Annotated in this window: 16 protein-coding genes; 10 read left to right on the top strand and 6 right to left on the bottom strand. The window is 68.3% G+C overall.

Translation table 11 applies throughout. The features are described from left to right. The first annotated feature begins 490 nt into the window (after nt 1-490). A complete protein-coding gene (locus ABZ646_RS06595; RefSeq protein ID WP_360513611.1) occupies nt 491-3,760 on the top strand; it encodes a type ISP restriction/modification enzyme in 3,270 nt (1,089 codons plus the stop codon). A gap of 883 nt (nt 3,761-4,643) precedes the next feature. Here ABZ646_RS06595 and ABZ646_RS06590 read toward each other — a convergent pair. Then, entirely contained in the window at nt 4,644-5,948 is a 1,305-nt protein-coding gene (locus tag ABZ646_RS06590) for a lanthionine synthetase LanC family protein (protein WP_360513609.1), read from the bottom strand. A gap of 118 nt (nt 5,949-6,066) precedes the next feature. Here ABZ646_RS06590 and ABZ646_RS06585 point away from each other — a divergent pair, with 118 nt between their 5' ends. Beyond that, entirely contained in the window at nt 6,067-6,741 is a 675-nt protein-coding gene (locus tag ABZ646_RS06585; RefSeq protein WP_360513607.1) for a hypothetical protein, read from the top strand. A gap of 39 nt (nt 6,742-6,780) precedes the next feature. On the opposite strand, the gene ABZ646_RS06580 is transcribed toward ABZ646_RS06585, so the two are convergent. From ABZ646_RS06580 to phoU, 3 genes are all read right to left on the bottom strand, one after another. Then, complete coding sequence (locus tag ABZ646_RS06580; RefSeq protein ID WP_360513605.1) at nt 6,781-7,032, bottom strand: SCO4226 family nickel-binding protein; 252 nt, start codon at nt 7,030-7,032, stop codon at nt 6,781-6,783. A 143-nt stretch (nt 7,033-7,175) separates the two neighbouring features. Next, a complete protein-coding gene (locus tag ABZ646_RS06575; RefSeq protein WP_167391710.1) occupies nt 7,176-7,331 on the bottom strand; it encodes a hypothetical protein in 156 nt (51 codons plus the stop codon). 163 nt (nt 7,332-7,494) lie between these two features. Then, entirely contained in the window at nt 7,495-8,184 is a 690-nt protein-coding gene (gene phoU, locus ABZ646_RS06570) for a phosphate signaling complex protein PhoU (protein ID WP_133026718.1), read from the bottom strand. Between the two features lie 222 nt (nt 8,185-8,406). Here phoU and ABZ646_RS06565 point away from each other — a divergent pair, with 222 nt between their 5' ends. Both ABZ646_RS06565 and ABZ646_RS06560 read left to right on the top strand, forming a co-directional pair. After that, nucleotides 8,407-9,663: an ATP-binding protein gene (locus ABZ646_RS06565; RefSeq protein WP_360513602.1), complete on the top strand. Its 1,257-nt coding sequence runs from the start codon at nt 8,407-8,409 to the stop codon at nt 9,661-9,663. Further along, on the top strand, nt 9,660-10,340 hold the full coding sequence (locus ABZ646_RS06560) for a response regulator transcription factor (protein ID WP_010358452.1): 681 nt from the start codon (nt 9,660-9,662) through the stop codon (nt 10,338-10,340). The genes ABZ646_RS06565 and ABZ646_RS06560 overlap by 4 nt, the downstream gene beginning before the upstream one ends. Nucleotides 10,341-10,450: 110 nt before the next feature. Here ABZ646_RS06560 and ABZ646_RS06555 read toward each other — a convergent pair whose 3' ends face one another. Beyond that, the gene (locus ABZ646_RS06555) at nt 10,451-11,131 is read right to left on the bottom strand and encodes a DUF461 domain-containing protein (protein ID WP_360513600.1); all 681 of its coding nucleotides are present in this window, start codon (nt 11,129-11,131) and stop codon (nt 10,451-10,453) included. Nucleotides 11,132-11,733: 602 nt separating this feature from the next. Here ABZ646_RS06555 and ABZ646_RS06550 point away from each other — a divergent pair. From ABZ646_RS06550 to ABZ646_RS06525, 6 genes are all read left to right on the top strand, one after another. Further along, complete coding sequence (locus ABZ646_RS06550; RefSeq protein ID WP_003953493.1) at nt 11,734-12,216, top strand: CarD family transcriptional regulator; 483 nt, start codon at nt 11,734-11,736, stop codon at nt 12,214-12,216. Nucleotides 12,217-12,534: 318 nt separating this feature from the next. After that, nucleotides 12,535-13,311: a 2-C-methyl-D-erythritol 4-phosphate cytidylyltransferase gene (ispD, locus tag ABZ646_RS06545; protein ID WP_360513598.1), complete on the top strand. Its 777-nt coding sequence runs from the start codon at nt 12,535-12,537 to the stop codon at nt 13,309-13,311. After that, complete coding sequence (ispF, locus tag ABZ646_RS06540; protein ID WP_360513596.1) at nt 13,301-13,792, top strand: 2-C-methyl-D-erythritol 2,4-cyclodiphosphate synthase; 492 nt, start codon at nt 13,301-13,303, stop codon at nt 13,790-13,792. The genes ispD and ispF overlap by 11 nt, the downstream gene beginning before the upstream one ends. A 118-nt stretch (nt 13,793-13,910) precedes the next feature. Next, nucleotides 13,911-15,308: a cysteine--tRNA ligase gene (gene cysS / locus ABZ646_RS06535; RefSeq protein WP_360513594.1), complete on the top strand. Its 1,398-nt coding sequence runs from the start codon at nt 13,911-13,913 to the stop codon at nt 15,306-15,308. A gap of 98 nt (nt 15,309-15,406) precedes the next feature. Continuing rightward, nucleotides 15,407-16,348: a 23S rRNA (guanosine(2251)-2'-O)-methyltransferase RlmB gene (rlmB, locus tag ABZ646_RS06530; RefSeq protein WP_360513592.1), complete on the top strand. Its 942-nt coding sequence runs from the start codon at nt 15,407-15,409 to the stop codon at nt 16,346-16,348. 150 nt (nt 16,349-16,498) lie between these two features. Further along, complete coding sequence (locus ABZ646_RS06525; protein ID WP_360513590.1) at nt 16,499-18,181, top strand: DoxX family protein; 1,683 nt, start codon at nt 16,499-16,501, stop codon at nt 18,179-18,181. Between the two features lie 156 nt (nt 18,182-18,337). Here the strand turns inward: ABZ646_RS06525 and ABZ646_RS06520 are convergent, their stop codons facing one another. Beyond that, nucleotides 18,338-19,069, bottom strand: coding sequence for a nucleotidyltransferase family protein (locus tag ABZ646_RS06520; RefSeq protein ID WP_360513588.1), 732 nt, complete (start codon nt 19,067-19,069; stop codon nt 18,338-18,340). Between the last annotated feature and the right edge of the window lie 30 nt (nt 19,070-19,099).

Below are 19,099 nucleotides of genomic sequence, written 5' to 3'. Positions count from 1 at the left end.
GTAACGGAACGAAGAAGCGTGGCTGAGGTCAGTGGTGGGTTGCTGGAAGCACACGTGACGGGTACTCGTTCGGCGTCCCCGCCGCCGTGGTTGACTTTCGGTGGCTCAGGTCAGGGCTCGTTCCAACTTGATCAGACTGGGAACGGCGCAGCCGTGACGCCTGCCGACTCGTACACAGGGTGCCGAGTGACGGAGCAGCCATCTGACACGGGTCTGTCAAGCTACAGCCCGAGCATCGCCGGGACCGGCAAGATCCTTGTGCCGGCCAGCCTGCTGGCCCCGCGGACGTCTGTGGCGCAGGGGCGGGGACACGCGCCGTTCCGCCGCCTCGGTCTCTTGTGACCCGACGCGCTCCCCCAGTTGCTGTGGTGGCTAGTTGAAGGTCAGCCCCTACCTCAAGATCCGATGAGGACATATCCTTCTGCTCCATAACTCAACCAAGCCAAGCGCCAGTTGACCGGAGCCCGTGGGGGGATACATGCCGTCGCATGTGGCGTATGAACAGGCCGTCCGTACAGCAGTGTCGGAGTTCGGGCGGGCAGTGAAGCCCAAGTTGCGAGGGGCTGGCTGGCCCGAGGATCAACTCCGCGGCCCACTAGAGAATCTGTTCGGATCTGTAGCTGCGGCTTTGGGTCTGACTATCACAATGACGGGCGAAGTCCCGCTGGTCGATATTGACGCTAGGCCCGACTACGCGGTTACGGTTGCCGGAGCGCTGGTCGGCCACGTCGAGTTGAAGCGACCCGGCATTGGGGCTGACCCGACATCCTTCTCTGGCCGCAACACTGCTCAGTGGGAAAAGCTTCGTCTGCTACCGAACGTTCTCTATGCCGATGGAAATGAATGGGGTCTGTACCGGAATGGGAACCGCGTCGGCGATCTGGCCTATGTAACCGGCTCAGTCAAGACGGCTGGTGGCCGCCTTGCCCCCCAGGACTCCGGACTGGCCAGAGTTCTGCATGACTTCTTAACATGGCAGCCACAACCTCCACGCACCGTTCATCAGTTGGTTCGAGCAGTCGCGGGCTTGTGCCAACTTCTTAGGGAGGAGGTACAGCAAGCCCTAAATCTTGAGAAGTCTGGTCAGCGTACCGAAATGTTCACGGTCCTAGCAGAGGACTGGAGACGCCTCCTTTTCCCGGAAGCCAACGATGAAGAGTTCGCCGATCAATATGCGCAGACGGTTGTCTTCGCCTTGCTGCTTGCTAGGGTCGAGGGGATCGTCTTCGACGGCGATAGCATGCACGGAATCGCTACAAAACTCGGCAAAAAGCACTCTCTGATGGGTAAGGCTCTCGGAGTCCTCACCGATGAATCACTGGGAGGCCTGTCTACCACTCTGCACACTCTTCTACGGGTTATCGGACCAGTTAACTGGTCTTTGCTTGATGACGGATCTGGTGACGCATATCTGCGTCTGTACGAAGACTTTCTGCAAGTTTATGATCCAAAACTACGCGAGCGCACAGGCTCTTACTACACACCCAATGGGGTAGTGGCTTCGATGACTCAGCTCACCGAAGCCATTTTGAAGAAGCGCCTCGGAATCACAGCCGGATTCGCTTCGCCCGATGTCGTCGTTGTCGATCCCGCGATGGGCGCTGGAACTTTTCTTCTGAGCGTTCTAGAGCGTGCTGCCGCAGTGATTGAGGAGGATGAGGGGAGTGGAGCGGTAGGGCCTCGATTGCGCGAGATGGTTGGTAATCGGCTGGTCGGCTTCGAGATCCAAACCGGACCATATGCTGTCGCCGAGTTGCGTATGCATGCCACTCTGAAAGAGCATCGGTCCGCAGCACCATCGAGCGGCTTGCGGTTGTATGTCGCCGATACCCTTGAGAATCCTAAGGATGACTTCGGATGGCTACCGCACACCTACGCCTCGATTGCGGAATCGAGGAAGCAAGCGAATAGCGTCAAGCGCAACGAGCGAGTCATGGTGGTGATAGGTAACCCACCATACGACGAGGTTAAGAAAGGCGCAGGCAAGTGGGTAGAGTCGGGAGACCCCTCGGCCGGCGAGTCAGCCCCCATGGAAGCATTCAAAGCTCCTGGGAATGGCAAATACGAGTCTAAGCTGTCGAATCTCTACGCTTACTTCTGGCGTTGGGCCACATGGAAGGTGTTCGATCACCATGAGGATTCTCCATTTGGTGTAGTAGCGTTCATCACCCCTTCTGCCTGGCTTAAAGGGCAAGCGTTCGCCGGGATGCGTGATTACCTACGCAGGGTCGCCGATGAGGGTTGGATCATAGACGTCTCTCCTGAGCAGCACTGGCCTGACAACTCGACTCGACTCTTCCCTGGAGTCGGACAGCAGTTGTGTATTGCTATCTTCGTGCGCTGGTCTAGGGATCGGGAGAGTCCTGCTCTAGTTAAGCACCTCCAGGTCAATGGGCGACGCGATGAGAAGATCGGGCGGTTGTCGGGACTGACCCTCGATGATCCCGATTGGCGTACGTGCATGGACGGTTGGCAGGATCCTTTTCTGCCGCCAAGGAGCGATGTTTGGCGCTCGAGTCCCGCCTTGGCAGACCTCATGCCATGGTCTTCGAGGGGCGTTACTCCAGGACGGGTTTGGGTGTATGCCCCAGACAGGAAAACGTTGGCCGACCGTTGGCGTCTTTTCCTGGCTGCCGACACTGAAACGCGCCGCACCATGTTCGGTGAAGCGCGTGATCGGAATCTAGACAAGATCGTGGATCCTTTGCCGGGCATCCCTGACCACGGAGACACACCACTAAAAGACGAGAATCGCCCATATATTGAACCGATTCGAGTTGGATACCGCTCTTTTGATCGTCAATGGATAATTCCAGATAACCGACTCATGGTCGTTGCGCGCCCCGATTTGTGGCGCGTACGTAGCGAGCGCCAAGTATTCACCGTCGAGCAGAACGCGAAGGCCATAACGGGCGGACCAGGGCTTGTCTTCACGGCCTTGATACCTGACATGAATTACTATGATGGTCGAGCTGGATGCGCACGCCCACTCTTTCGTGATGCCGCCAGTGTTATACCAAACATAAGTCCGGGGCTACTGGAAGAGCTCAACCGCAGACTCGGATGCATCGTTAGTGCAGAAGATCTGGTGGCCTATATAGCCGCTATCACCTCTCATCCTGCCTATACGTCTCGCTTCCGAGAGGATCTAGAGGTTCCAGGTGCGCGCGTCCCACTGACTCTGGATGCTGTTCTGTGGAAGCGGAGCGTGGAGTTGGGTCGAAGGATCATTTGGCTCCACACGTATGGTGAACGGTTCTTCGACCCGTCATCTGGTCGCCCAAAAGGTGCTCCTAAGCTGCCGCCAAGTGAGCGGCCCCGTTGCGTCGAAGAGATACCGGATGCGGTTGGTGCAATGCCTGAGGCGTTGGACTACGACGAAGACACGGCCAGCCTGCTTATCGGATCTGGGTGTGTTTCTCCTGTCCCACTTGCAGTTCGAAATTACGCAGTATCCGGCATGAACGTGATTGATAAGTGGTTCGGGTACCGCAGGAAAGATCCAGCCGGAAAACGGCGTCTCGTATTGGACTTTGAGGTGTCGACTAGTTGGCTCCCCGAATGGACGACTGAGCTACTTGAGCTACTGAACGTGCTTGGCTTGTTGGTGCGCGAGGAGGGTAATCAGGAAGGCCTGTTGAATGACATCTGCGATAGCGACCTCCTGACTGTTGACATGCTCCAACATGCCGGAGTTCTTCCAGTGCCTGCATCGAGTAAGCGGGCACTGAAGCAGAAAGGTCCTGGCCTTTTGTTCTGACCGGGCAAGGAGCCCGCTTAGAGCGGGACTTTGGCTAGGAGTCGAATCGTAAGACTCACGCGGCGGTGAATCTAATATCAACGACGGTACGGAGGGACAGAATGTGACGTGTCAGCAATGAGACCGGATGGCGGCGAGCGGCGGCACCACAGCCTGCCCGATCCTGCGGTCGCTGACATCCACGGTTGACATCAACGACGCTGGACGCAGGTGTACACGAGCATCCCTGTTCACATACAACAGCGGCAGACCGAGCCGGCGGGGCCGCCCGTTGATCGAACTTCTAAAGCGGTGCTCACCAGGCTCGGCCCTACCGCAGGCGTGCCAAGTAGGGTGCCGCTCGTGAACACTTCTCCTGATCACCTCGACAGCAGAGAAGACCTGGCTGCCTTACATTGGCAGCGCGGCCCGGGACGGTGGGGGTGCAGCGAGGCATACGCGTGCGTGGTCGGTCGGCGCGGCCGCCGTCGTGGCTGACTGTCGTCGGCTGAGGTTCAGGCGGGGCTATCGGCCTTTGAAGGCGCTGGCCGTCACTTGAGTGCCATCGAGTCCGGGCCGTCTCCGGGCCGTCCGAGGCCGCTCGACACTGGCCAATGACGACCAACGACGACCACCAGGCGCACGAGCCCACCGCTCCTGATCAGGGAAAACCCAGCTCCCCAAGATCCCCGGCAAGACCCAGGGCAAGAAGAAGTAACCCAGCCTGCTCAAGCCCCCTGCCTGCGGGTTCTCCGCGAGTAGGGGGCCTGTTGTTGTGATCCGGTCGTCTCTCAGGACATCCGGAAGTCCGGCTCCAGCTGTTCTCTCGTCTCTGCCCGGGCTCCGGCATCGCCGAGGGCCACGACGGCTGCCGTGGCCTCATCCTGAGGGACGCCGTCGAGAATCACGGCGGGAACCTGCTCGTCAGAGTGCACTCACGCCGCGTGTCGGTGGTCCCGGTGTGGATCGGTGGCTGGTCCGGCCATGTGAACGCGTAGGTCGGGTTGCCGCCTTGGGGCAGGCGGGCGTAGCGGAGGAGTTCGCGGACGATGCCCGCGTTGCCCATGGCCCAGCCGGTGCGTGGTTCCAGGTCGGGTGGGGTGGCCCGGTGTTCGTGGTTGGACCAGCGGGCGCCCGCGGTGTCCCGGATCGCGCGGGCGGCCAGGTCGGAGACCAGGGTGCCGGCGAAGTCGTACGGGTCCCGGAGTTCGGCGATCCGGTCGCCGGCCAGGGCGAGGACCCCCGCGGTGCCGCAGCAGCGGCCGTTGTTGTCCCAGAAGCCGGGGTGCAGGCGCCGGGGCAGGCCGGAGTGGGTGATGCTGTGCCAGCAGCGGTCGGCGAGGGTGGCCCAGACCGGGTCGGCCGTGACGTCCCGCAGGAGCCGGAAGACGTGGGCGTCCCCGGCCGGGCCGTGGCACCAGCCGTAGCTGATGCGCGCGGCGGTGCCGGGGCGGTACTGGGGGGTCGAGTGCGGTACGAGGAAGCCCTCCGGTCCGGCCTCGTCGCGTGCGACGACGTCCGCGGCGCCGGCCAGCGCCAGTTCGACCAGATCCGTACGGCCGGTGCCCGCGCCGACCCTGGCCAGCGCCAGGACGATGCCCAGCGTGCCGTGCGACACGTGATGCAGACGGGCGTCGACACCGGGGCGGTAGGCCCACTGGACGCCCGCCGGAGTCTGCTCCGCCGTCCGGAGATACGGCTCCAGGGCGAGGACGGCCAGGTCGGCGTCGCCGGCCAGGAACGCCCCGAGGCCGATCCCCGCGTTGCCGCCTATCAGTTCGAACAGCTCGCCCCACCGGGTGCCGTCGAAGTGTGACCGTACGAGGTCCAGCGCGCGGTCGGCGGCGGCACCGGCGGCCGTGTCGCCCAGCTGTTCGTGAACGGCGCGCAGGGCCAGGGCGATTCCGGTGCGGCCGACGTAGAGGGAGTCGTCGTCGATGGCGTCGACGGAGTCCGCGAGACCGCGGGCGGCGCGCAGCGCGGTGTCGGCGTAGGTGTCGTCGCCGAAGTGCCGCCACGCTTCGAGGAGTACGGGGACGACACCGGCCGTACCGCCGTAGAGCGTCGGGTCGAGCTCGTCGTCCGATGGTTTGGTCGGCCACGCGAGACCCGCTCCGGACGTCTCACGCGCCACCCCGGTGAGCCAGCGGAGCCCGTCCACCGCGAGTCCCTCTGCCTCCCCGGCCTGCCACGCCTCTGGTGTCGTCATGCAGTCACTTTCGCATCCACGAACGGGGGTTCCTCAGGTGAGCCGGCGGCCCGGGGCGGGCGCCGGGCCGTCCAAAAGCTGTCGAACGCGGGCCGGCCGCCCTCGTAGAGTCCGGTCCATGACAACGCGGGACTGGTTCGAGACCGACGACCCGGATGACGAGTTCGAGTTCACCGAGACCGAGCGGGAGTTCGCCTCGGCGCTGAACGGCTACTGCCGGGGCTGGGCGCCGGCCGATGTGTTCGGGGAGGTCGGCCGCCCCGACGGCTGGGGGGCGCTGCTGGCGTCGGTGAGTCTGTCCGACCGGGCGGAGCCGCGGCGGCACCTCGTCGACCTGGGCGTGCACCTGGTCGGCGACCGTGTCCGGGGGGACCGGCTGCACAACCAGCTGTATCAGCTCCCCGACGCGCCCAGCGCATGGGCGCTCGACGCCACGGGGCCGACGGACCGGCTCGCCCGGCTCGCGGCGGACTGGTTCCGCACCGTCCTGGCCAAGCCGATCGTGCTGTACGTGTGGCTCCACGAGGGCTACGCCTACGCCGGTCGCTACGCCTTCGCCGACAGCGGCGAGACGATCAGCCAGAGCTACGCGACCACCGTGGCGCCGCCCGGCCAGGCCGAGGAGCTGATCGCGGCAGGGCACGTACACGGCAGGGGCTGGATCCAGACCGTCGGCCTGCCGACCCCCTCCCTCTACCTGCACATCCGGGGCGACCTCGGGCAGGCCGGTGACCTGCAGGGGGCTCCGGCGGGCGGGAAGCGCGGGCCGCTGCCCGGGCCCTGGTACGAGTGACCTCCCGCCCTCCTCGACGGCTGCACGGAACGCCGGTGCTCACCAGATCGACAGCGGTACCTCGTGGATCTCGTCGGCCGGGTGACCGGTGCGTTCGTGGACGCGCCTGACCGCCTCGGCCGAGGGGCCCTCGGAGAGGCAGTAGACGTTGCCGGAGTCGGGGTCGGCCCAGGCCCGTTCGAAGTGCACGCCCTCGTCCTTCTCGGCGGCCAGGTCGGCCTCGTGGGCCTCCTTGAGCTGGTCGGCGGTGATGCCCTGCATCCCGTGGTGGACGTCCATGAACTGCGGCATGGCTGCCACCTCCTTCACCTTTTACGGGGCAGTTCCATGCTGCGCCCGACCCGCCCACACGGCACGCGCGCCCGCCCCACGCACGGCACGCGAAGGGCCCCGGACCTGAGTCCGGGGCCCTCCGTCGTGTCCGGGTCGTCCGCTCAGCCGCACTGGCACGGGCTGCCCGACTGGCAGCCGCACCCGCAGCCCGAGCCGCACCCGCAGGCGCCGATGACCAGAAGGTTCTTGATCTCGGCGGGCTGGTCCGTCTCGCGTTCTTGCGTGGGGTCGGGCGTGGTGCTGGGGGATTCGGCCATGGATCCCTCCTAGAGGTCCCTAGATTCCCCGGTCCCTGGATTCCCCAGAGGCAGGGCGTGGTGCCTTTGCCCATTCCATGCCCGTTCTGCTGGGCGCATCAACGGCGCACAGTGGCGCTCGCACGCCTGACCCGCACCGCGCGAGCCCCGCCCACCAGGGCGGTCACGCCCCCTCGGCGCCCGTCACCGGCTGGATGTCGGCCTGCAGGTCGTCCGCGTGCTCGCCGGTGACCAGGAAGACGACGCGCTTGGCGACGGCGACCGCGTGGTCGGCGTACCGCTCGTAGTAGCGGCCGAGCAGCGTCACGTCGACGGCCGTCTCGATGCCGTGCTTCCAGCGGTCGTCCAGCAGGTGCGAGAAGAGCGTGCGGTGCAGCAGGTCCATCTCGTCGTCGTCCTGCTCCAGCTGGAGCGCCAGGTCGACGTCCTTGGTGACGATGACCTCGGCGGCCTTGGCCATCAGGCGCTGGGCGAGCTGGCCCATCTCCAGGATGGTGGCTTCCAGGTCCCGCGGGACCGCGCGCTCCGGGAAGCGCAGCCGGGCCAGCTTCGCCACGTGCTGGGCGAGGTCGCCGGAGCGCTCCAGGTCGGCGGACATCCGCAGGGAGGTGACGACGATCCGCAGGTCGGTCGCCACCGGCTGCTGGCGGGCGAGCAGGGCTATCGCACGCGCCTCCAGGTCGTGGTGGAGCTCGTCCACCTTCTGGTCGGCCTCGATGACGCTCTCGGCCAGCTTCAGGTCGCCGTCGAGGATCGCCGTCGTGGCGCGCCCGATGGCCGAGCCGACCAGCCTGGCCATGTCGACCAGGCTGTCGCCGATCGAGTCGAGTTCCTCGTGGTACGCGTCCCGCATCAGGGTTCCCTCTCGTGCGTGTGTTCCAGGGGTTCCGGGGGCCGGGGGCCGTGGCCGAAACCAGCTGCGAACCCCACGCTCCCACGTTCCGGTCTCAACGCGACCGTTTCTGCCACCCCAAATGAACCAATACTGGCTCCAAGGTGAACTCTGGGCGACGAGTGTTCGAGGTCGCACTTCCATGGCTGTGGGGATGTCGTACCCCCTGCTTAACCTGTTTGCATGGACGTGAACGCGGCGGTCGCCGCAGCGGCAGCGATCGCCGGGGTACTCACCGGTGTCATCGCCATGCTGGCGTTCCGCTGGAGCGAACGCGACCAGAAGCGACCGACCAGGACTTCTCTGCACACCGACCCCGTACTGCCCCCGGGCGTGGACACCGTGCTGAGCGTGCTGCGCTCCTCGGCGGTCGTCCTGGACGAGGCCGACACCGTCGTCAAGGCGAGCTCGGCGGCGTACGCCCTCGGACTCGTGCGCGGTGGCAAACTCGCCGTCGAGCCGATGCTCGGCATGGCCAGGGACACCCGCCGGGACGGCGAGATACGACAGGTGGAGCTGGATCTGCCCCGACGCGGCACCGGCCGCGGTGAGGCCCTCGCGGTCTCCGCCCGGGTGGCGCCGCTCGGCTCCCGGCTCGTGCTGCTCCTCGTCGAGGACCTCACCGAGGCCCGCCGCATCGAGGCGGTACGACGTGATTTCGTGGCGAACGTGAGCCATGAGCTCAAGACCCCGGTCGGCGCGCTCTCCCTGCTCTCCGAGGCCGTCATGGACGCCTCGGACGACCCGGAGGCCGTGCAGCGCTTCGCCGGTCGCATGCAGATCGAGGCCACGCGCCTGACCAACCTGGTCCAGGAGCTCATCGACCTGTCGAGAGTGCAGAACGACGATCCGCTGGAGGACGCCGAGCCCGTCCGCGTGGACGAGCTCGTCGCCGAGGCGATCGACCGGTGCCGCCACCAGGCCGGCACCAAGCAGATCACCATGGCCGCCGGCGGCACCGCCGACCTGCACGTCTGGGGCAACCGCGGCCAGCTCGCCGCCGCCCTCGGCAACCTGGTCGAGAACGCCGTCAACTACTCCCCGGCCCGCACCCGGGTCGGGATAGCCGCCCGTCGGGTCAACGCGCCCGGCGGCGACATGATCGAGCTCGCCGTGACCGACCAGGGCATCGGCATCACCGACAAGGACAAGGAGCGCATCTTCGAGCGCTTCTACCGCGTCGACCCGGCCCGGTCCCGGGCCACCGGTGGCACCGGCCTCGGCCTCGCCATCGTCAAGCACGTGGCCGCCTCGCACGGCGGGGAGGTCACGGTGTGGAGCGCCGAGAACCAGGGCTCCACGTTCACCCTCCGGCTGCCGGAGGCGGGCGCGGTACGCGACCGCGCGTCGCAGCACCCCGACCCCGACCTCGACGACGAGGCCGGCACCCCCGAGTCATCCCCGTACGAACCGCTTCCCGCCCCGGAGGTCCTTCCGTGACCCGTGTGCTCGTCGTCGAGGACGAGGAGTCCTTCTCCGACGCCCTGTCGTACATGCTCCGCAAGGAGGGCTTCGAGGTCGCCGTGGCGGCCACCGGGCCCGACGGACTCGACGAGTTCGAGCGCAACGGCGCCGACCTCGTCCTCCTCGACCTGATGCTGCCGGGGCTGCCCGGTACCGAGGTCTGCCGCCAGCTGCGCGGCCGCTCCAACGTCCCCGTCATCATGGTGACGGCCAAGGACAGCGAGATCGACAAGGTCGTCGGGCTCGAAATAGGAGCCGACGACTACGTCACCAAGCCCTTCTCCTCCCGCGAGCTGGTCGCCCGCATCCGCGCGGTGCTGCGCCGCCGGGGCGAGCCCGAGGAGGTCACCCCGGCCGCCCTCGAGGCCGGGCCGGTCCGCATGGACGTCGACCGCCACGTGGTCACCGTCTCCGGCTCCAAGGTCGACCTCCCCCTCAAGGAGTTCGACCTGCTGGAGATGCTGCTGCGCAACGCGGGCCGCGTCCTGACCCGCATGCAGCTCATCGACCGGGTGTGGGGCGCCGACTACGTGGGCGACACCAAGACCCTCGACGTCCACGTCAAGCGCCTGCGCGCGAAGATCGAGCCGGACCCGGGCGCGCCGCGGTACCTGGTGACGGTCCGGGGGCTGGGATACAAGTTCGAGCCGTAAACCGCTGACCTGGTCCTACGGTGAAGGGCGGCCCCCCCCGCTGGGGGGCCGCCCTTCAGACGTTCGCGTACGGACGTTCTCGTACGGCCGCTCGACCGGCGTACGACCGCTCAGCCTGCGTTCGCCGACTGCGACGCCGAGTCGCTCGGGTTGGCCGAGGCGCTCTCCGACGCCTTGCCCTTGCCCGGCTTGGCGCTCTCGCCGGCCTTGCTGCCCGCGGCCGGGGAGCCGGAGGTGGAGGCCGAGGCGGACGCGGAGGCGGACGCGGAGGGCGACGGGACCGAGCTCGGGCCCCAGCCGGTGAAGTAGCTCTCCGCGGGGACCACGAACGCCCGCAGGCTCACGTCGCCGGTCTTGCTGAAGGTGAACGTGATCTTCTGGGCGTTGCCGTCCTTGATCGCCTCGCGGCTGCTGGGCAGCACCGCGGAGGCGTTGTCCTTGCCGCCCAGGATCAGCCGGCCGCCGCCCGGGATGGTCAGCGGCTGCGACTTGGTGGCGTGCAGTTCGGCGGTCTTGTTGGTGCCGGCGACGACGATCGACTGGAGCGTCTCCGGCTGGGTGCCCGTGTTGAAGATGGTCGCGGAGACCACGGCGGGACCGGTCGACGTGAGGTCCGGCTGGGTGATCACGGTCGCGTTCTGGACCTTGATGTCACCCACACTGGTCGCGGCGTTGTCCGGCTTGATCTCCAGGGTCTGGGAGTCGTTGCCGGCGCCGCACGCGGCGAGCGAGGCGACGGAGAAGGCGATGGCGGAGGCGGCGAGGGCGCCGCGTCGAAGGCTGCTGCTCACGGCGGCGGCATCTCCTTGAACGCGCGGGCGACTCCCTTATAAAGCCACCCTAAGTGTCTGTCAGCGGCCCCAGGTTACCGAGCCGTTCCCGCGCCGCCGCACCCGACCCTCCCCAAGCCCCCCGCTTCCCTCAAGCAGGGGGTACCCGGGGTGCCGCAAGTGGCTCCCCGGCCACTTTGCCGCGACGCTCGTCAGGCATTCACATAACTCGTGCGCAACACGGGGCGCAAAATTCACGTGAAGGAATGCGTGACCAGCGGGGAAATCGATCACGTGCCGTTCCGCCGGAGGCCGTGATCAATTCCGGAAACGCCCCGGACCCGGCGCGGGTCACCGAACGGAGTAGCGGAAGTCGTACGCTTGGAAGCGGACATTTGTGGACGTTAAGCCACTTGGGAAGGCGTCCGGATGTGTGTAACGTGCGCGTTTCTCCCCGCCCGAAGAGCGGCTCCCACCTGCGAATACCTGCCTCCGGGCGGCCCGCGCAGCACGTTCCTGTTGCTGTTGTCAAGCCCCGAGATATGCCCTGACCTGCGAAAACGCCATTCAGAACCGCCGGTTTCCGTGTTACCCTGGATAGCCACGGAAGGGGTACCTGTCACATGACGTTCAAGGTTGGCGACACCGTGGTCTATCCCCATCACGGGGCCGCGCTGATCGAGGCTATCGAAACTCGCCAGATCAAAGGCGTGGACAAGACCTACTTGGTGCTGAAGGTCGCCCAGGGTGACCTGACGGTACGTGTGCCAGCGGACAATGCGGAGTTCGTCGGCGTGCGTGATGTGGTCGGTCAGGACGGGCTGGACCGGGTCTTCGAGGTGCTGCGCGCGCCGTACGCCGAGGAGCCCACGAACTGGTCCCGTCGATACAAGGCAAACCTGGAGAAGCTCGCCTCCGGCGACGTCATCAAGGTCGCGGAAGTCGTGCGTGACCTGTGGCGTCGTGAGCGCGAGCGCGGACTCTCCGCGGGTGAGAAGCGCATGCTCGCCAAGGCCCGCCAGATCCTGGTGAGCGAGCTCGCCCTCGCGGAGAACACGAACGAGGACAAGGCCGAGGCCCTGCTCGACGAGGTGCTCGCGTCCTGACGCGGTCCGGCTCGGCACGCTGAAACGCTGAACTCCGCACACTGAAATGCCGCGGTGCCCGATGACAAGCAACTGTCGCCGGGCGCTGCGGCATGTCTGTGCCCGGCACCCGTCCACGGAAACGGCACCCGTCGCACGGAAACGCTCACTCGGAAACCCGCCCTGAAACCCACCCCGGCGGGGACCCCCGATACTAGGCGTGCCGGGCCCGGGCTGCTGGCTCGACCAGTGTCACGGAAGGGTCCGGTCAAGGCGTCGCGCCCGGCACTTCCCAGGCCATACCCACGCCAGGCCCGCACACAAACCTGACAGGAACCGATGTCTGACGATTCGCGTTCTTCGCGTACGGAACCGCCGGTGGAACCGCGTACCGCGCTGCGCACGGCAGCCGTGATTCCCGCCGCCGGCCGGGGCGTACGGCTGGGTCCGGGCGCCCCGAAGGCGCTCCGCGCGCTGAACGGCACCCCCATGCTCATCCACGCCGTGCGCGCCATGGCCGCCTCCCGCGCCGTCTCCCTGGTCGTGGTCGTGGCCCCGCCCGACGGCGCATCCGAGGTCAAGTCCCTGCTGGCCGCGCACGCGCTGCCCGACCGCACCGACTTCCTCGTGGTCCCCGGCGGCGAGTCCCGCCAGGAGTCCGTGAAGCTCGGCCTCGACGCGCTGCCCCCCGACTACGACATCGTCCTCGTCCACGACGCGGCCCGCCCCCTCGTCCCCGTCGACACCGTCGACGCGGTCGTCCAGGCGGTCCGCGACGGCGCCCGGGCCGTGGTCCCCGCCCTTCCCCTGGCCGACACGGTCAAGGAGGTCGAGCCGGCGGCCGTACCCGGCGACCCGGAGCCCGTGATCGCCACCCCGCGCCGCGACCGCCTGCGCGCGGTCCAGACGCCCCAGGGCTTCGACCGCACGACGCTGGTCCGCGCCCACGAGACGGTCACCGACGACGTCACCGACGACGCGAGCATGGTCGAGCGGCTCGGCGAACAGGTCGTGGTCGTCCCCGGCCACGAGGAGGCCTTCAAGGTCACCCGCCCCCTCGACCTGGTGCTCGCGGAAGCGGTCCTGGCCCGCAGGAGGCTGAACGATGGGTTCTGAGGTGATCCTCCCCCGGGTGGGCATCGGCACCGACATCCACGCCTTCGAGGAGGGCCGCGAGCTGTGGTGCGCCGGCCTGAAGTGGGAGGGTGAGGGCCCGGGACTCGCCGGGCACTCCGACGCGGACGTCGTCGCGCACGCCGCGTGCAACGCGCTGTTCTCGGCGGCGGGGCTCGGAGACCTGGGGCAGCACTTCGGCACGGGGCGCCCGCAGTGGTCGGGCGCGTCCGGGGTGACCCTGCTGACGGAGGCGGCCCGGATCGTCCGCGCCGCGGGATTCGTGATCGGGAACGTCGCCGTGCAGGTCGTGGGCCCACGCCCGAAGATCGGAAAGCGCCGGGACGAGGCAGAGAAGATCCTTTCGGACGCGGCGGGCGCTCCGGTCTCGGTGTCCGGGGCCACGACGGACGGTCTCGGATTTCCCGGCCGGGGAGAGGGCCTGATGGCGGTGGCGACGGCGTTGGTCGTCAAAACAGGCTGACCGGTCTCACTCGGGGGGCGCGGGGGACTGCGCGCCCGGTCCCCACTGCCCCGCGCACGACCACGGCGCTTCCCGTACCGGTGCCGCGCACCACGCTCCGCCCACTACCCTTGGTCCCGTGACTATTCGCCTGCACGACACCAACGCCCGGCAGATCCGTGACTTCACCCCGCTCATCGCGGGCTGTGTCTCGATCTACCTCTGTGGTGCCACCGTGCAGGCGGCGCCCCACATCGGCCATATCCGCTCGGGCCTGAACTTCGACATCATGCGCCGCTGGTTCGAATACCGCGGCTACGACGTGACGTTCGTCCGCAACGTCACGGACATCGACGACAAGATCATCACCAAGTCCGCCGACCAGGGCCGCCCCTGGTGGGCGATCGGCTACGAGAACGAGCGCGCGTTCAACGACGGTTACGCCGCGCTCGGCTGCCTCCCGCCGACGTACGAGCCCCGCGCGACCGGGCACGTACCGGAGATGATCGAGATGATGCGCGGTCTGATCGAGCGCGGACACGCCTACGAGGCCGACGGCAACGTCTACTTCGACGTCCGCTCCTACCCGGACTACCTCCAGCTCTCCAACCAGGAGCTGGACAACCTCCGCCAGCCGGAGGGCGAGGGCGAGACCGGCAAGCGGGACCAGCGGGACTTCGCGCTCTGGAAGGCCGTGAAACCGGGCGAGCCCAGCTGGGAGACGCCCTGGGGCCGCGGCCGTCCCGGCTGGCACCTGGAGTGCTCGGCGATGGCCCACAAGTACCTCGGCGAGGCCTTCGACATCCACGGCGGCGGCCTCGACCTGATCTTCCCGCACCACGAGAACGAGATCGCCCAGGCCAAGGCGTTCGGCGACGACTTCGCCCAGTACTGGGTGCACAACGCCTGGGTCACCATGAGCGGCGAGAAGATGTCGAAGTCCCTCGGGAACTCGGTGCTCGTCTCGGAGATGGTCAAGCACTGGCGCCCGATCGTGCTCCGCTACTACCTGGGCACCCCGCACTACCGCTCGATGATCGAGTACAGCGAGGAGTCGCTGCGCGAGGCCGAGTCGGCGTTCGCGCGGATCGAGGGCTTCGTGCAGCGCGTGGTGGAGCTGGCCGGGGAGGCCGTCGAGCCCTCGGCGGAGGTCCCGCCGGCGTTCGCCGAGGCCATGGACGACGACCTGGGCGTCCCGCAGGCGCTCGCCGTCGTGCACACCACGGTCCGCCAGGGCAACAGCGCGCTGGCCGCCGACGACAAGGAAGCGGCCGTCGCCCGCCTCGCCGAGGTCCGCGCCATGCTCGGCGTGCTCGGCCTCGACCCGCTGGCCGCGCACTGGGCCGGCGGGACCGAGAAGGGCGAGGACCTGCACGGGGTCGTCGACGCACTCGTACGGCTCGTCCTCGACCAGCGCGAGTCCGCCCGCGGCCGCAAGGACTGGGCGACCGCCGACGCCATCCGCGACCAGCTGAACCAGTCCGGCCTCGCGATCGAGGACAGCCCCTCGGGCCCGCGCTGGACCCTCAGGTCCTAGCCGCCCCGATCTGAAGATCGACTGTGCCGCCCGGCCCCCCGGGCGGCACACTGCATAAGACGCACGTACGAAACGAAGCTCACGGAGACGGGTAACTCATGGCAGCCAACAACCGCCGCATGTCCGGCAAGAAGGGCGCGCAGGTCGGCAGTGGCGGCCAGCGGCGCCGTGGCCTGGAGGGCAAGGGCCCGACCCCGCCCGCCGAGATGCGCAAGGGTCACAAGAAGAACCGCATCGCCACCGCCAAGGCCAAGCAGGCCCAGCGCCGTCCGGTGGCGCGCGGCCGGGGCGGCAAGGGCACGTCCGAGATGGTCGTCGGCCGCAACCCGGTCGTCGAGGCGCTGCGCGAGGGCGTTCCGGCGTCCACCCTCTACGTCCAGCAGTTCATCGACAACGACGAGCGGGTCCGCGAGGCCCTCCAGCTCGTCGCCGAGCGCGGTGGCATCAACCTCATGGAGGCCCCGCGCCCCGAGCTGGACCGCATGACGAACGGCCTCAACCACCAGGGCCTGGTCCTCCAGGTCCCGCCGTACGAGTACGCGCACCCCGAGGACCTCGCGAACGCGGCCGCCGACGAGGGCGAGGACCCGCTGATCGTCGCCCTCGACGGGGTCACCGACCCGCGCAACCTCGGCGCGGTCGTCCGGTCCGTCTCCGCGTTCGGCGGCCACGGCGTGGTCGTGCCCGAGCGCCGCGCGGCCGGTATGACGGCGGGCGCCTGGAAGACGTCGGCGGGCACGGCGGCCCGTACGCCCGTCGCCCGCGCCACCAACCTGACCCGGGCGCTGGAGTCGTACAAGAAGGCCGGGATCGTGGTCGTCGGCCTCGCCGCCGACGGCGAGCACGAGGTCGGCGACCTGGAGGCCCTGTCCGGCCCGGTCGTCATCGTCGTGGGCAGCGAGGGCAAGGGCCTGTCGCGGCTGGTCGGCGAGACCTGCGACTTCCGGGTGCGGATCCCGATGCCGGGCGGCGCGGAGTCGCTGAACGCCGGCGTGGCGGCGGGAATCGTGCTGTACGAGGCGGCACGGAAGCGCAGCTGACGACCGTACGAGGCGACTCGGCGCCGGGATTGAACAAACATCCGTAACTTCACCTGTGCGGGGTAATTCCGGCGTCCAGGACATCCTTGACGGGGTCCGGACACATCCGGCCGGTCAAAGCAGTGTCCTAACTCCACGTCACTCGGTTAGATGAGTGTGGACACCAGAACACCCCGCACTCCCACGGGGGACCGCTCGCCGGGATTCCGCTCCGGATTCGCCTCCGGGCCCGACGACGCTCCCGCGCTGAGCATGGTGAAGGTGCCGAGCGATCCGGCGCAGGTCATCGTCAACCACGCGAGTTTCCGCGTGCAGTTGGGCGTATCGACACGGCGTACCCAATCCCCCCGGGTCGCACGGCACCTGAGCGCCACCCAGGACCCCGCGCGCATCCCGGTCGCCGGCCCGGCGGGCAGAGCGGGGGCGGCACCCGGCCGACGCCGCCCGGTCGTCTGGAGCGGCAAGTCCGCGCCCGACGACACCGGCGCCCACCGGCTGCTCCAGGCCGTCCGGGGCGGCAGCGTCCGGCACGCCGAGGAACACCTCGAACCGGGCGGCGCGACCCAGGTCATCCCGCGCGTCGGCGACGGCTACGGCGCACTCGACCAGACCGTCGAGACACCGCTGGTCGGCCACCCCCGCTCCCCGGCCTCCGGCGAGAACCGGCTGCTCCCCGACATGCCGACCGTGGGCAGCGCCTACGACGAACCGGGCTACGGCCCACCGGACCACGACGCACACGGTTACGGCCGACACGGCTACGACGGCGGATTCGAGGACTTCGGCGAACCGGCGTCGGCCAGGCGGACCGGCGACGGCGACCCGGCCCGGCACGCCTACTACCCCGGCCGCCGGATGAACCTCGGCGTCGTCCTGCTCCCGCTCCGGATCTTCCTCGGCTTCATCTCCGTCTACGCCGGCATGGGCAAGCTGTGCGACCCCGTCTACTTCGACGGCGGCAAGCGCGGCTCCATGGTCAAGTGGCTCGACTCCCTGCACCCGTGGGAAGTCGCCGAGCCACTGCGCCAGTTCGCCCTCCAGCACCCGGTCGGATCCGGCCTCGTCATCGCCTTCCTCCAGGTGATCGTCGGCGTGCTGACCGTCCTCGGCTGCTGGCAGCGGGTCGCCGCGGTCGTCGGCGCACTGCTCTCCGCCGCGCTCATCGTCACCGTCAGCTGGAAGACGGTCCCCGCGTACGACGCCCCCGACATCATCTACCTCGCCGCCTGGTCGCCGCTGATCATCGCCGGCGCCCCCGTCTACTCGGTGGACGGCCGTCTCGCAGGCAGCGCCTGGCGCCGCCTCGGCCCCCACTCCGACATCTGGGACCTGCGCGCCTTCGTGCTCCGCCGGGGCGCCCTGATCACGGCCGTCACCATCGGCCTCACCCTCCTCGTCGGCTCCCTGCTCGGCGGCGCGGTCCGCGACTCCAGCCGCGTGGTCGTACCCGGCCCCGGCGAGGCCCCCCGCAACAACCTGCCCGGCTCCCCGCTCCCCGGCGAGTCGACCACACGCCACCACAAGAAGACCCCCTCGGCCTCCACGCCTCCCTCCGGTGGCGCCACGGCCGGCCCGTCCCAGTCGGCGACCACCCCGGGCGCGACCCACAGCACGGGGACCACCACCACGACCCCCAGCCAGACCCAGGGCACCACCGGCCAGGCCCCGCCACGCCACACGGCTCCGGCCCCGACCACCGCGGGCCCGACCTCGGGCGGCACCGCAACCGGCGGCACGTCCTCCTCCGGAGGCACCGGCGGCTCCACCGGCACCAACACCGGCGGCGGCACCTCCACAGGCCAACCAGGCCTGGTGGGCGGCCTGCTGGGCTAGCAGGAAGGCAGAACGAGAAGCCCCGTACCGCGGAGGTACGGGGCTTCTTGACGTGCGCAAGGTGCACCTACCAGGGGCGCTGGGGTACCCCCGGCCGAAGGCTGGAGGAGGAACTGCGCGAGCAACCCCCACGCACCCGCAGCCGAGGAACAGCCGTCACCGCCCCAGCGCAGCCAACTCCTTCGCCGCCTCCGTCAGATCCTTCGCCGTGTCGATCGCCCGCCAGTACGCCCCCTGCGGAATCGGGAACCCGGCCAGCTGCCGGCTCCGCGCCAGGTGCGGGAACGTGGTCCGCTCATGATCCCCCCGCTCCGGCAGCATCCCGGCGAACGCGGGCGAGAACACGTACACACCCGCGTTGATCTCGAACGTCGACGGCGGCGCCTCGATGAAGTCGGTGATGTGCCCGAAGCCGTCCGTCTTCACCGCACCCCACGGGATCCGCGGCCGGGCGAGCGCCAGCGTCGCCACCGCGTCCCGCTCCGTGTGGAAGTCGGCCATGTCGCGCAGCGAGAACCGCGTCCAGATGTCGCCGTTCGTGGCGTACCAGGGCCGCTCGGGGTGGGGAAGGTGCGCGGCGGCGTACTTGAGGCCGCCACCGCGGCCCAGCGGCTCGTTCTCCACCACCGTGGTGACGGAGAGCGGCAGGTCGGCCGTCGCCAGCCACTTCTGCAGCACGTCGGCGAGGTGGCCGCAGGAGACCACCACGTCCGTGACGCCCTCCTCGGCGAGCCACGTCAACTGGTGGCCGATGATCGGCGTGCCCGTACCGGGGATCTCGACCATCGGCTTGGGCCGGTCATCGGTGTACGGACGAAGCCGTGAGCCCTGGCCACCGGCCAGGACCACGGCTTGAGTGGGGCGCAACGCGGCGTTCGGATGGGTCATGCCCCGAACTGTACGACGCGCCCCGGGGGC

This window comes from Streptomyces sp. NPDC007162, assembly GCF_040634175.1.
Classification (GTDB): Bacteria; Actinomycetota; Actinomycetes; order Streptomycetales; family Streptomycetaceae; genus Streptomyces.
The sequence above is the reverse complement of the archived record's forward strand: the minus strand, read 5'-3'. Positions and strand labels throughout refer to the sequence as shown.